The organism is Streptomyces longwoodensis (assembly GCF_001514125.1).
Taxonomy (GTDB): Bacteria; Actinomycetota; Actinomycetes; order Streptomycetales; family Streptomycetaceae; genus Streptomyces; species Streptomyces longwoodensis.
Genome location: NZ_KQ948555.1, coordinates 80,633 through 93,297, shown reverse-complemented (window position 1 = coordinate 93,297; position 12,665 = coordinate 80,633). Strand labels below are relative to the sequence as shown.

At 75.6% G+C, this 12,665-nt stretch carries 11 protein-coding genes and 1 tRNA gene; 1 reads left to right on the top strand and 11 read right to left on the bottom strand.

Going from position 1 to position 12,665, the window contains the following annotated elements:
- Positions 1–28: 28 nt before the first annotated feature.
- The 4 genes from AQJ30_RS20250 to AQJ30_RS20235 all read right to left on the bottom strand — a co-directional run bounded on the left by AQJ30_RS20250 (position 29) and on the right by AQJ30_RS20235 (position 4,081).
- Positions 29–1,828 (bottom strand): DEAD/DEAH box helicase, encoded by a 1,800-nt coding sequence (locus AQJ30_RS20250; RefSeq protein ID WP_067235982.1) that lies wholly within the window; start codon positions 1,826–1,828, stop codon positions 29–31.
- A 151-nt stretch (positions 1,829–1,979) separates the two neighbouring features.
- Positions 1,980–2,357 (bottom strand): type II toxin-antitoxin system death-on-curing family toxin, encoded by a 378-nt coding sequence (locus AQJ30_RS20245; RefSeq protein WP_067235979.1) that lies wholly within the window; start codon positions 2,355–2,357, stop codon positions 1,980–1,982.
- On the bottom strand, positions 2,354–2,557 hold the full coding sequence (locus AQJ30_RS20240; protein ID WP_067235977.1) for a hypothetical protein: 204 nt from the start codon (positions 2,555–2,557) through the stop codon (positions 2,354–2,356). Before AQJ30_RS20240 ends, AQJ30_RS20245 begins: the two co-directional genes overlap by 4 nt.
- A gap of 72 nt (positions 2,558–2,629) precedes the next feature.
- Complete coding sequence (locus AQJ30_RS20235; RefSeq protein ID WP_067235974.1) at positions 2,630–4,081, bottom strand: MFS transporter; 1,452 nt, start codon at positions 4,079–4,081, stop codon at positions 2,630–2,632.
- A gap of 213 nt (positions 4,082–4,294) precedes the next feature.
- Between AQJ30_RS20235 and AQJ30_RS20230 the strand changes: the two genes are divergently transcribed.
- Positions 4,295–4,366 (top strand) — tRNA-Cys (locus AQJ30_RS20230).
- Positions 4,367–4,463: 97 nt separating this feature from the next.
- Here the strand turns inward: AQJ30_RS20230 and AQJ30_RS20225 are convergent.
- The 7 genes from AQJ30_RS20225 to AQJ30_RS20200 form a co-directional block, all read right to left on the bottom strand.
- Positions 4,464–5,309, bottom strand: coding sequence for an LLM class flavin-dependent oxidoreductase (locus AQJ30_RS20225; protein ID WP_067235971.1), 846 nt, complete (start codon positions 5,307–5,309; stop codon positions 4,464–4,466).
- 166 nt (positions 5,310–5,475) lie between these two features.
- Positions 5,476–6,639 carry an SUKH-4 family immunity protein gene (locus tag AQJ30_RS20220; protein WP_067235968.1) on the bottom strand — a complete coding sequence of 388 codons (1,164 nt, stop codon included), beginning with the start codon at positions 6,637–6,639 and terminating at the stop codon, positions 5,476–5,478.
- A gap of 152 nt (positions 6,640–6,791) precedes the next feature.
- Entirely contained in the window at positions 6,792–7,325 is a 534-nt protein-coding gene (locus AQJ30_RS20215; RefSeq protein ID WP_067235967.1) for an AAA family ATPase, read from the bottom strand.
- Between the two features lie 98 nt (positions 7,326–7,423).
- Positions 7,424–7,552, bottom strand: a complete 129-nt coding sequence (locus AQJ30_RS39840) for a hypothetical protein (RefSeq protein ID WP_281200948.1) — start codon at positions 7,550–7,552, stop codon at positions 7,424–7,426.
- Positions 7,549–9,858 (bottom strand): xanthine dehydrogenase family protein molybdopterin-binding subunit, encoded by a 2,310-nt coding sequence (locus AQJ30_RS20210; protein WP_067235964.1) that lies wholly within the window; start codon positions 9,856–9,858, stop codon positions 7,549–7,551. Before AQJ30_RS20210 ends, AQJ30_RS39840 begins: the two co-directional genes overlap by 4 nt.
- Complete coding sequence (locus AQJ30_RS20205; protein WP_067235962.1) at positions 9,855–11,756, bottom strand: 2Fe-2S iron-sulfur cluster-binding protein; 1,902 nt, start codon at positions 11,754–11,756, stop codon at positions 9,855–9,857. Before AQJ30_RS20205 ends, AQJ30_RS20210 begins: the two co-directional genes overlap by 4 nt.
- Positions 11,753–12,646, bottom strand: a complete 894-nt coding sequence (locus AQJ30_RS20200) for an FAD binding domain-containing protein (protein WP_067235961.1) — start codon at positions 12,644–12,646, stop codon at positions 11,753–11,755. The genes AQJ30_RS20205 and AQJ30_RS20200 overlap by 4 nt, the downstream gene beginning before the upstream one ends.
- Between the last annotated feature and the right edge of the window lie 19 nt (positions 12,647–12,665).

The window sequence follows — 12,665 nt, the reverse complement described above, 5'->3', positions numbered from 1 at the left end:
TTGTCCCGGTACGTACGCGGACCCGCGGTCACTTCATGCGAGTGGCCCACTCCTGGACCTTGGCGATGCGCTGGCGCAGCTGTCCGGCCGTGGCCTCGGCGCTCGGCGGGCCGCCGCACACCCGGCGCAGCTCGGTGTGGATCACGCCGTGCGGCTTGCCGCTCTGGTGGACGTAGGCGCCGACCATCGTGTTGAGCTGCCGGCGCAGCTCCATCAGCTCCTTGTGCGAGACGACGGGCCGCCGCTCGGCGGGCATCTCCAGCAGGTCGGCCTCGGTGTCGGGCTTCTTCCGGCTGTGCGCGATCTGCTTGGCCTGCCGCTTCTGGAGCAGCAGCTGCACCTGGTCGGGTTCGAGCAGGCCGGGGATGCCGAGGTAGTCCTGCTCCTCCTCGCTGCCCGGGTGGGCCTGCATGCCGAACTCGGCGCCGTTGTACATGACCCGGTCGAAGACGGCGTCGGACTCCAGCGCCTCGAAGGGCAGCATGTCCTGCTCGCCGGTGTCCTCGTCCTGCTCCCGGTTCGCCTCGTCCATCTCCTTCTCGGACTCGGCGTACGGGTCCTCCTCGCCGCCGTCCTTCTTCGGCTTGTCGAGGACGTGGTCGCGTTCGCGCTCCATCTCGTTGGCGAAGCCGAGCAGGTCGGGCACGGTCGGCAGGAACACCGAGGCGGTCTCGCCGCGCCGCCGGGACCGTACGAAACGGCCGACGGCCTGGGCGAAGAACAGCGGCGTCGAGATCGTCGTCGCGTACACGCCGACCGCGAGGCGCGGCACGTCGACGCCCTCGGACACCATGCGGACGGCGACCATCCACCGGTCGGTGCTCTGGCTGAACTCGTCGATCCGCTTCGAGGCGCCCGCGTCGTCGGACAGCACGAGCGTGGCCCCGCTGCCGGTGATCTCCCGGATCAGCTTGGCGTAGGCGCGGGCCGACTCCTGGTCGGAGGCGATGACCAGCGCGCCCGCGTCCGGGATGGCCTTCCTGACCTCGGTCAGCCGCTGGTCGGCGGCGCGCAGCACGCTCGGCATCCAGTCGCCGCGCGGGTCCAGCGCGGTGCGCCAGGCCTGGCTGATCGCGTCCTTGGTCATCGGCTCGCCGAGCCGCGCGGCGATCTCGTCGCCGGCCTTGGTGCGCCAGCGCATGTTGCCGCTGTAGGAGAGGAAGATGACGGGCCGCACGACGCCGTCCGCGAGGGCGGAGCCGTAGCCGTAGGTGTAGTCGGCGGCGGAGCGGCGGATGCCGTCCTGTCCCTCCTCGTACGTCACGAAGGGGATGGGGTTGGTGTCGGAGCGGAACGGCGTACCGGTGAGCGCCAGGCGCCGGGCCGCCGGTTCGAACGCCTCCAGGCAGGCCTCGCCCCAGGACTTGCTGTCGCCGGCGTGGTGGATCTCGTCGAGGATCACGAGCGTCTTGCGCTGCTCGGAGCGGTTGCGGTGCAGCATCGGGCGCACGCCGACACCGGCGTACGTCACGGCGACGCCGTCGTACTCCTTGGAGAGCGGTCCCGCGCTGTACTCCGGGTCCAGCTTGATCCCTATGCGCGCGGCCGCCTCGGCCCACTGCTTCTTCAGGTGCTCGGTGGGCGCGACCACGGTCACCTGCTGCACGACGTGGTGGTGCAGCAGCCAGGAGGCGAGCGTCAGCGCGAAGGTCGTCTTGCCGGCGCCGGGGGTGGCGACGGCGAGGAAGTCGCGCGGCTGCTCCTGGAGGTACTTCTCCATCGCCCCCTGCTGCCAGGCACGCAGCTTGCTGGCGGTACCCCACGGGGCCCGGCCGGGGAAGGCCGGTGACAGGTGGTGCGAGGAGGAGGAAGCGGCGGTGGTAGTCACGGTCTCCGGGTGGGTTTTCCGGCGGGCTCCGGGTCTGCTGGGCCCTGGGTCCACCGGTGGGCTGGTGCGTACGGCAACCGGGCCACCCTACCGGCGGCCCCCGCCCGCGACCGCGCGGACGAGCCCGGCCCCGGCCCGGGTGGGACCCACATCACAGCTCCCGCAGCCGCCCGGCGATCTCCCCGACGTCCCCCTCCCGCCCGGAGGCGACGTCGACCACGAGGTCGTACGCGACGTCCTGGTCGCAGCCGGCCAGGTCGACGCCGTTGAGGGCGAGGAAGGTGGCGGCCGCGAGCCAGGCCGCGCGCTTGTTGCCGTCCACGAGGGGGTGGTTGGTGGCGACGGCGTGCAGCAGCGCGGCGGCCTGCTCGTACAGGTCGTCGTAGGCGGGGGTGCCGAACATGCGGGCGCGGGGCCGGTGCGCGGCCGACGCGAGCAGGCCGGGCGCGCGCACCTCGGGCGGCTGCCCGCCGAACGCGACCCGCGCGACGTCGGTGACCTCGGCGACGGTGAGGAAGCGGGTCGTCATGCGCCGAGCCTCTCCAGCAGGCCGGCGTGGGCGTCGGCCAGCCGCTCGGCCACGGCCCGCACCCGCGCCTCCTCGGCCCGCAGGTGCGCGGCCACGGCCTCGGTCACGAGGTCCTCCGGACGGCGTCCGGTGGCGTCGGCGAGGTCGTCGAGGGCGGCGTGGAGGGCGGCGGTGTCCGGGGTGCGGGGGAAGGGGTGCATGGCGGTGAGGGTAGGGGCGGGGGCGGGGGCGGGGCGAGGGATTTGCGGAGGGGCTCCGGGCGGCGGGCGGGGTCAGTCGCGCGTGTGCAGGCGGGTCGTGACCCAGGCGCCGGCGAGGGCGACGACGGCCATGGGGAGGAAGACGGCGGCGAACGCGGCGGGGTGGGAGCCGGTGGCCGCGCCCGCGGTGTCCGTCGTGGCCGTGTGGGCGACCGTGCCGCCGCCGAGTGCGGCGAAGGCGGCGCCGCCCAGGGCGAGGAGGAGGGAGTTGGACAGGCCGTCGGAGATCTGCAGGGCCGCGGAGTTGGCGCCGGCCTCCTCGGGCGCGGACAACTGGAGCAGCAGCACGCTCGTGGAGGAGATGACCAGTCCCATCCCGAAGCAGCCGAAGGCCCAGGCGACGGCGACCGTCCAGACCGGCACGGAGGGGATCAGCACGCTGGGCGCGGCCGCGATGGCGGCGGCCACCAGCAGCATGCCGGACACCATGAGCCGCTCCCGGTACGGCGCGACGCCCGGCCGGGACTGCACCCACGACCCCAGCGCCCAGGTCGCGCCGCCGGCCGCGAGCGAGAACCCGGCGAGCGTGGGCGACAGGCCCCGCTGGGTCACCAGCATCAGCGGGACGAACGACTCGGCGGCGATGAAGGACCCGGCGGCGAGGCCGCGCAGCAGCACCACCGAGGGCAGTCCGCGGGCGGCCCGGCAGGTGCCGCGCGGCAGCAGCCCGCGCACGGCCGGGACGAGCAGCGCGGCCCCGGCCAGGCCGGGCAGGAGGGAGAGCGGCCCGAGGTCCTGCACGGCGTACTGCACGAGTCCCGCGCCCAGCGACACGGCGAGGGCGAGCCGGATGCGGCGCGGGTCGACCGAGGCCGGGCCGGCGCCGGCGTCGACCGGGCCGGCGGCGCGGCGGCGTATCTGGGGCAGCGCGAGGGCGAGGGGCAGCACGACGAGGACGGGGATGCCGATGAACACCCAGCGCCAGCCCAGGTGCTCGGTGACCGCGCCGGAGGCGAGCGGCCCGACGACCGACGGCACGACCCAACTGGCCGCGAAGGCCGCCATGATCGAGGGCCGCAGCCGCTCCGGGTAGGCGCGGCCGACGACCACGTACAGGGCGACGATGACCAGTCCGCCGCCGAGCCCCTGCACGGCCCGCCCGAGGATGAACACCCACATGGCGGCCGCGGTCCCGGCGAGCAGCAGCCCGGCCGCGAACGCGGCGATGCCCGCGGTCAGCGCGCCGAGCGGCCCGCGCCGGTCGGCCCACTGCCCGGCGAGCACCATGCCGAAGAGGCTGGTGGTGAAGTACCCGGAGAAGGCGAACGCGTAGACCGACACCCCGTCCAGCTCCCGCGCGGCGACCGGCATGGCCGTGCCGACGGCGGTCGCCTCGAAGGCGATGAGCAGCACGACGGACACGATCCCGACACTCAGCGCCCGGTACGACCGCCCGAGCACGGTCTGCCCTGCGGCGGCGGTGTCTGCTGCGACGACGGTGTCACCCGGTTCCACGACGGCCATGCCCGCCAGAGTAAGGTCCACGACCGCCGGTGACCCCTGTCGGGGGACGGTCCTCCCCTCGGACCTTGGTCGTAGTCCCGCCCCGGCGGTTCATGAACGGCGTGTGGCAGTCGCGTTGCGGGGGCCCGGGATCCCTTGAGCGCCCCGCTCCCCGGCCCGTACGGTCGAGTCACCGGGAACGGGAGGGAACGCACCACCTCCCGCCCCGGGAACGGCCGTGTGCCCGAGTGGTTCAGGGGCTCGCCTGCAAAGCGAGTTACGTGGGTTCGATTCCCGCCACGGCCTCTGCCCGCCTGACAGGGCGTCACGAAGGAGGCGGTGCCCCGAGGGGCACCGCCTCCTTCGGTCGTTGTTCAGTCACCCCTTCTCGGGTGACCCCGGGTCACACCACCTCCGCCAGGCGGTCCACCTGTGCCGGGTCGGTGCCGTAGCAGTAGAGCATCACCTCGTCGGCGCCCAGGTCCTCGTAGGCCCTGATGGCGTCGCGGACGGACGTCGGGGTCGTCAGGAGGCCGGAGACCATGCGGTCCGGGGTGCCGGTGAAGTCGTAGTACGCGTGCATGTTCGTGCGGGCGTCCTCGATCACCTCGTCCGGGCCCAGCGCCACGTTGACCTGGGCGACGAGGCGGGGGACGCCCGTGCGGCCGTGGGCCGTCCAGGACGTGCGGACGGTGTCGAAGAGGGTGCCCGCCCAGGAAGGCGGCGCGGCCGCGAGGAAGCCGTCGCCCCAGCGGGCGACGCGTTCCAGCGCGGCCGGGCGGAAGCCGCCGAACAGGACCTCGGGACCACCGGTGCGGGCCGGGGCGGGGCCGATGGGGCCGACGCCGTCGCCGTACGGCTCGCCGGACCACAAGCGGCGCAGCACCGCCATCTGTTCGTCCAGGCGCCGGCCACGCGTGCGCAGGTCGACACCGGCGGCCTGGTGGTCGTCGGCGCGGCCGCCGATGCCGAGGCCGAGGACCAGGCGGCCGCCGGTCATCCGGTCCAGGGTGGCGGCCTGCTTGGCCAGGAGCGCGGTGTCGCGCAGCGGGGCGAGCAGCACCTCGGTCTGGAGGCGGACGCGGTGGGTGGCGCCGGCCAGGACGGCGAGGGCGACCAGGGGCTCGGGGTTGTCGTAGACCAGCCGGTCGAGCAGGCCGAGCGTGCTGAAGGGGCCGGCGTCGGCGCGCCGGGCCCAGGTGAGCAGGGTCGCGGGATCGCCGATGGGCAGGCCGATTCCGACGTTCATGGGCGGGACCTCCGGGAGGAAGGGTCGGCAAAGGTGGCTGCCGCCCCTCCGGCACCTCGGTACGGGTGAGGTGGGACGCTCCCGCTCTGCGGCGTACTTCCGGGGGAACGTCTCGTCGGAGTGCCCCCAGCCTAGGGCGGGGGCGTCCCGGGATCCCAGTGGTTTTTCAGCGCCCGGGCGCCGGCCCGCCGCCGACCCCCGCCGCGAAGACCGTCGGCCAGTGGTTGCGGCCGGGGTGGCACGCCACGGGGTCCACCGCGGACAGGGTGCGGGTCATCGTGTCGGCCAACTGGTCGTACGCGTCGGTCAGATCGTGGATCGCGTCCAGGGACCGCTCCTGGTGGACCAGCCAGAGGGTGAAGGCCAGCGTGGACACGTCGGCGTTCAACGGGCGCAGCGCCGCGTCCCGTTCGCCCCACGACAGCACCGCGCCCGTGCCGCCGTCGACCACCAGGCTGGTGTCCTCGACCAGCCGGCCGAGCCGGATCAGGCGGTCGGCGCCGGGCGGGAGGGGCGCGGTGGCGGGGGCGCAGTCGGCCTCGTGGTACTCCGCGAGCGTGGGGAGCTGGACCTCGGTGTTGCCGCCGAACCAGACGCCGTCCTCGGGCAGGCCCACCTCCCGCAGGAAGCGGCGGGTCGGCTCGTGGGTGAGGGCGGCCGGGAAGTCGACCTCCTCGAAGCGGACGATCGCGGCGGCGCCGAACGCGTCGTCCAGCAGCCGCGGCGGCAGGTCGAGGGCCAATTCGGACCGGGTACCGGGGCCGGCGACGAGGGCGAGCGGGCGGATCACCGCCGTGATGGTCCAGAAGGGCGCGGGACGGCCCTGCGGGTCCGTGCCGAAGATCGCCAGCAGCTGGTTCGTCGCCTCCGCCACCGCCTCGGGGCCGAAGCGGCCCGCGTAGGAGGCGAACTGGCCGCGCAGCGCCGCCAGTTCGTCGGCCGCCGTGGCGAAGCGCACCAGAGTTCCCAGGGAGGGCGCCAGCGGGCGGGTGCGCATCAGGTCGGGGCGGTCGTGCAGGAAGTGGGTCGTGGAGACGGCGCCGGTCAGCCCGTCGAGCAGCACCGACTCCCGCTCCCGGCCGTCGGCGCCCAGGATGCCGCCGATCACCAGCTGGTCGCGCAGCCGCGCCGCGAGGCGGCCGGGGTCGCCGGTGGAGTCCCCGACCGTGCGCAGGCCCTCGGTGCGCACCGCGTCGAAGGTCAGCAGGCCGCCGTCGACGGGCAGTCCTGGGCCGGTCAGCCAGCGGCGCGTGGGGACGTGCGTGACGAAGGGGTCCAGCGCGTCCTCGGTGAATGTGATCACCGGTGTGACGGTGTCGGTCCTGCCCATCGCTCCCCCGTGCTCCCGTGCGTGCTTCCCCGTGTGTACTGCCCGTGAGTGACAGCGAACCGGCGTGCCGGACGACCGCCCCCACTGCCTCGCACACTACGCGGCACCACTGACAACGCCCCGCCTCCGGGGAACGCTCCCGGGGGAAGACGTCAGGCCACCCTGGCGCGTTCCCGCCCCGCCAGGATCGCCGCCACGGTCCGCTCCACGCTCCACCCGCCGGTGTCCAGCCACAGCCCGAGGCGCGGGGTGCGCGTCCGCAGCTCCTCGTCGAGCCGCCGGACCGTCCACGCCCCGTAGCCGGTCTTGGCGCGGTCCGCCTCGCGCCGCGCGACCTCCTCGGCGGGCGGTGCGAGCACGACCACGTGCAGGGGGCGGGTGCGCACCAGCCGTACGTACGCCGTGAGGTCGGCGCCGAGGACCACGTCCTGGACGACCGCCGTGAAGCCGGCCGCGGCGTACGCGTCCGCCGCGGCGGCCGACTGGCGGTGCCGCAGCAGCAGTTGGGCCCGCGCCTCGCCGTCCGGCCCGGCGTCGGGGGTGTACTCGGCGCGCCCGGAGACGATCATCCGGCGGAACGCGTCGCCCCGCACGTGTGCCGCCCTCGGCAGCCGCTCGGCGAGCGCCTGGGCCACCGTGGACTTCCCCGACGCCATCACGCCGGTGATCAGCACGACACCGTCCATCAGCAACCGTCCCTCAGCGGCCGTCCCTCGATGACCGTCCCTCAGCGGCCGGCCGTCTCCGGCCACGCGTGCGTGCCGTCGTCCTCACATGAACGCCCTCACGTGAAGTAGACGCCGCCCAGCACCACCACGACCGCCGCCAGCGCGAACACCGCGATCCACAGCAGCAGTTTTCCTACGCCCGGCGCGGGCTCGTAGCGCGGTCCGCGGTCGTCGTGACCGCTCACTGGGGGGTCACCACGGCGGCCTGGGGGCGGATGGGGAGGCGGTTGACGGGGCGTCCGGTGGCGGCCCGTACGGCCGAGGCGACGGCCGCGGGGGACGTCACCACCGGCACCGCGCTGACTGCCTTCGCGCCGAACGGCGCCACCACGTCCCGTTCCTCGACGAGCTTGACGATCCGGATGTCCGGGGCGTCCAGGGCCGTGGGCAGCGCGTAGCCGGTGAGGTCCGGGTGGCGGACCAGGCCGCGCGGGGTGCGCAGGTTCTCGGTGAGCGCGATGCCGACGCCCTGGGTGACGCCCGCCTCGATCCGGGCCTCCAGCTGCGCCGGGTTGAGGACGCGGCCCACGTCCTGGGCGACCGCCAGCTCCACCACGCGCACCGAGCCCAGCTCGATGTCGACGTCCACCACCGCGCGGATCGCGCAGAACGCCAGTCCGACGAAGGCGTCGCCCTGGCCGGCCTCGTCCAGCGGCTCCGTGGGGTGGGGGCGGCACTGCGCCGTCGCCCACAGCTCCTTGCCGTCCATCGCCTCGGTGACGGTGGTCGACAGCACCCCGTCGTACGAGGTGATCTTGCCGTCCGTGATCTGCAGCAGTTCGGTGGACATGCCGAACTTGTGCGCGAGGGGCTGGAGCAGCTGGGTGCGGACCATCTTCGCGGCGCGTTCCACGGCACCGCCCGACACCCACGTGTGGCGGCCGCGGCAGCCCGCGCCGGCCGGGGGCTGGTCGGTGTCGACCGGCGCCACGTGGACCTCGTCGACGCCGAGGGTGTCCTGGACGATCTGGCGGGCGAGCGTGGTGAAGCCCTGCCCGGTCTCCACCGCGGCGCACAGCACCGTCGCGACGCCGTCCTGGACCTTCACGGTGGCCGTGGAGACCTCGTCCGCGCCCTCCGCGCCGAGCATGTGCACCATGCCCAGGCCGTAGCCCACGCCCCGGCGCACGGCCCCCGGTTCACCCGCGCCCTCGGGCCCGCCGGGCAGCAGCCACTCGTCCTCGGGCGCGTCCTTGGGCAGCGGCGGCAGCGGGAAGTCCCGTACGGCCTGGAGGAGTTCGGCGACGGGCGCCGGGCACGTCACGGTCTGGCCGGTGGGCAGCACGTCGCCGGTGGCCATCGCGTTGCGCAGGCGCAGCTCCGCCGGGTCGAGGCCGAGCTTCTTGGCGAGCTTGTCCATCTGCGCCTCGTAGGCCGCGCAGACCTGGAGGGCGCCCTCGCCGCGCACGTGGCCGGAGGGCGGGTTGTTGGTGCGCACCGCCCAGCCCTCGATGAAGGCGTTCGGCACGACGTAGGGGCCGCAGGCGAAGGACACGGCGGCGGCCAGCGCCTCCGAGGAGGTATCGGCGTACGCGCCCGCGTCCAGCAGGACCTGTGCCTCGACCTTCACCAGCCGGCCCTCGGCGTCGGCGTGGTGGCGGTACCGCAGCAGCGTGGGGTGGCGGTGGACGTGGCCGAGGAAGGACTCCTCGCGGGTCGCCGTGAGCTTCACCGGGCAGCCGGTCCTCAGCGCCAGCAGGCCGAGCGGCAGCTGGAAGCCCTGGTCCTCGCGGTCGGCGGTGGCGCCGGGCACCCCGGTGACGACGATCTTCACGCGCTCGGGGGCGAGGCCGTACACCGCGGCGGCCGTGTCGCGGTCGGCGTGCGGGTCGGTGGAGGCCAGGTACAGCTCCACGCCGCCGTCGGGGCGCGGGACGGCGAGCCCGGCCTCGGCGCCGATCGGGGCGGGGTCCTGGCGGCCGATGCGGTACAGGCCCTCGACGACGACCTCGCCGGCCGCCTCCGGGTCGCCGTGGCGCAGCGGGATGTGCCGGATCAGGTTGCCGTCGGGATGCAGCGGCTCGGCCTCGAAGGCCTGTTCGGGGTCGGTCACCGGGTCGAGCACCTCGTACTCGACGATGACGGCCGCGGCGGCCATGCGCGCGGTGTCGGGGTGGTCGGCGGCGACGGCCGCGATCGGCTCGCCGTGGTGGCGCACGACGTCGGAGGCGAACACCGGGCGGTCCACCGTGCCGCGCCCGTGCAGCGCCCGGCCGGGCACGTCCTCGTGGGTGACGACGGCCCGCACGCCGGGCATCTCGCGCGCGTGGGAGGTGTCGATGGACACGATGCGCGCGTGCGCGTGCGGCGAGCGCAGCACCGCCGCCCACAGCAGGCCCTCGGCCCACAGGTCGGCCGCGTACGGGAAGGTGCCCTCCGTCTTGGCGCGGGCGTCGGCGGGCGGCAGGGACGCGCCCAGGCCGTGCGCGATGGGATCCGGTGCCGGTGCGGCCTCCGCGGCGGTGGTCGCGGTGGCGGCTTCGTTGCTCACGCCTGGCCTCCGTCCTGGCCCTGTCCGTACGCCTGTCCGTGCCCGGGCCCGTGCGTCTGCCCGCGCCCGTGGTGGGGTGCCGGGTCGAACGCCGACGCGTGGACGCCGCCGGCGCCCGGGCCCGCCTGGTGCGGGATGCGCGCCTCGTCGCCGTCCGCGTCGTCGTCGCCGCCCGCGTGCGTGTCGCGCTCGGCCACGACCTCCTGGACGGCGCGCAGCACGCCCCGGTAGCCGGAGCAGCGGCAGAGGTTGCCGCACAGCGCCTGGCGGGCCTCCAGCTCGGTCGGCGCCGGGTTGCCCTCCAGCAGGTCGTGCACGGTCATCGCCATGCCCGGCACGCAGAAGCCGCACTGCACGGCGCCGCACCGGGCCAGCGCCCGCTGCACGTCCGACGGCTGCCCGTCGACGGCCAGGCCCTCGACGGTGCGGATCTCGCTGCCGGCCGTGGTGACGGCCGGGACCAGGCAGGAGGCGACGAGCCGGCCGTCGACCTGCACGCTGCACGCCCCGCACTCGCCCTGCGAGCAGCCGTCCTTGGCGCCCGCGAGCCCGAGCCGCTCGCGCAGCACGTACAGCAGCGACTCGCCGATCCACGCGTCCGTGACGGGGCGGTCGGAGCCGTTGACGCGCAGCACGTACGACGCGAGGGGGTGCTCCTCGTGGAGGGCCTGCGGCGGGGGTACGTCGTCCTGCTCGCGCCCGTCGGGGTGCACGGCGCCGTCGGTGCCGTCGGCCGGGGCGTCCTGGGTCTCGGGGGCCTCGGCGGTTCCGGCGGGGTCGGGTCCTGTGTCGGCGTCGGTGTCCTCGGCCGCGGGCGTCTCGCCGTCGGTCGCGGCGGCCCTGTGCGCCGCGTCGGCGGCCTCGTGGGGGCCGGGGGCATCCCCGGTGCCGTCGTGGCTCGCGGGGGCCTCAGGCAGGGGCTGGACGCCCTCCACGGGGCCGTGGCCGTACGACGGTTCGGCGTCGTGGGCGGGGTGACGCGCGTCGCCCGGCGCGTCGGGTGTGCCGTGGGACGCGGGGTGCGCGCCCTGCTGTCCGACGTCGGCGGGGGGCCCCGCGTCCGCGTAGCCGCCCGGTACGCCGCCGCCGTGGGGGTCGAAGCCCCGGCCGCCGTGCGTGTCGTGGGCCTGGCCGCCGTGCGGATCGTGACCCTGGCCGCCGTGCGGATCGTGACCCTGGCCGCCGTGCGGGTCGAAGCCCTGGCCGCCGTGCGTGTCGCCGTCACCGGGCTGCCGTCCCCACGAGTCACCGCCGTGGGCCTCACCGCCCGGCGCGTCCCCGCCGTGCGGGTCGGCCGCGCCCGGGTCGTGGTCCGCCGGCCCGGTCGCCCAGGGGGCCGGCGCGCCGCCGGGGAGGGTGGCCGGGGGGCTGCCGCCGCCCCACTGCTCGACCAGGGAGGACGTGGTGAACTCGCCCGACTCGTCCGGCAGGTCGCCCCCCGCGACGGGGATCGACCACTGTCCGGTCACGTCGTGCCCGGGTCCGGGCGCGGGCTCCGGCACACCGGTGGGCGGGCCGGCCGTGTGGGCCGCGGTGTCGTCGAACGTCCACTGGCCGGTCGCGCCGGGGTGGTACGTGAAGCGGTCGCCGCCGGAGGTCGGCGGGCCCGGCTCGGGCCACTGCACGCCGCCGGCCGGTGCCGCCCACGCGCCCGTGCCGGTGTCCCCGGGGGCCGGGGCGCCCTCGTGCGGGGTGTTCGCCTGGATCTGCGGCGGGACGTACTGGCCCGGTGCCGCGAGCGGGCTGTCGCCGGACAGCAGGGCGTCGATGCCGCCCTCGGGCAGCTGCACGAAGGCGGTGGCGCCGTCGTCGTACTCGCCCTGGGGCAGCGGGTCCCAGCGGCCGCCGCTGCGCGGGGCGTCCTGCCCGTGCCGGTCCGCGTGCTGGTCGTCGGTCACGACAGCGCCCTCCCCAGTGCTCGTCGGGCCAGCGCGGCGACGGTGCGCCGCAGGTGCAGTACGGCGGGCGGCAACTGCGTCACGGAGCCGTCCGGCTCGGGGGCCGGGTCGGGGATGCAGGCCGCGGCGACGTACTCCCCGAAGGCGGTCAGGGCCTCGGGGACGATCGCGCGGTTGTTGTCCCAGTCGATCAGCCGGGCGACCCACTGCTCGGCCTCCAGCGGCCGCAGCGGCATGGGCGCTATGGCGCCGACGGCGCACCGCACGCCCCGCCGGGCCGGGTCGAGGACCAGGGCCACCGAGGCGACGGCGCGCCCGGGGCCGGTCCGGCCGGTCGCCTTCAGGAAGACCTGGGGCGCGTGCAGCAGCGGCACGCGCACGTACCCGATGAGCTCGCCGCCGCGCAGCATCTCCACGCCGGCCAGCAGGTGGGAGACGGGGATCTCGCGGCGGTCCCCGCCCTGGCCCGCGATGATCAGGGTCGCCTCCAGGGCCGCCAGCACGGGCAGCGCGTCGCCGGTGGGCGCGGCGGAGGCGATGTTGCCGCCGAGGGTGCCCGCGTTGCGGATCTGCGGCGGTCCGGCGGCGCGCGCGGCGGCGGCGAGCGCCGGGATGAGCGCAGCGAAGTCGGGGCGCCCCATGCGCGCGTGCGTGAGCCCGGCGCCGAGCAGCGCGTGTCCGTCCTGGTACTGCCAGCCGCGGATCTCGCTGATCCGGCCGAGGCCGACCAGGGCGGCGGGTCTGAGCTGACCGGAGTTGACGGCGGCCATCAGGTCGGTGCCGCCCGCGACGGGCACGGCGGCGGGCATGGCCGCGAGGGCCGCCACGGCCTCGTCGAGCGTCGTGGGCAGCGTGACGGCCTGCGCCGCCTGCGGTGCGTGCGTGCTCAAAACCGGCTGCCCCTTCCCG

Bases quoted from the DNA above. Each gene is read 5' to 3' on its own strand.
- AQJ30_RS20245 (WP_067235979.1), bottom strand. From the start codon at position 2,357: ATGACGACCCGCTTCCTCACCGTCGCCGAGGTCACCGACGTCGCGCGG.
- AQJ30_RS20240 (WP_067235977.1), bottom strand. From the start codon at position 2,557: ATGCACCCCTTCCCCCGCACCCCGGACACCGCCGCCCTCCACGCCGCC.
- AQJ30_RS20235 (WP_067235974.1), bottom strand. From the start codon at position 4,081: ATGGCCGTCGTGGAACCGGGTGACACCGTCGTCGCAGCAGACACCGCC.
- AQJ30_RS20225 (WP_067235971.1), bottom strand. From the start codon at position 5,309: ATGAACGTCGGAATCGGCCTGCCCATCGGCGATCCCGCGACCCTGCTC.
- AQJ30_RS20220 (WP_067235968.1), bottom strand. From the start codon at position 6,639: ATGGGCAGGACCGACACCGTCACACCGGTGATCACATTCACCGAGGAC.
- AQJ30_RS20215 (WP_067235967.1), bottom strand. From the start codon at position 7,325: ATGGACGGTGTCGTGCTGATCACCGGCGTGATGGCGTCGGGGAAGTCC.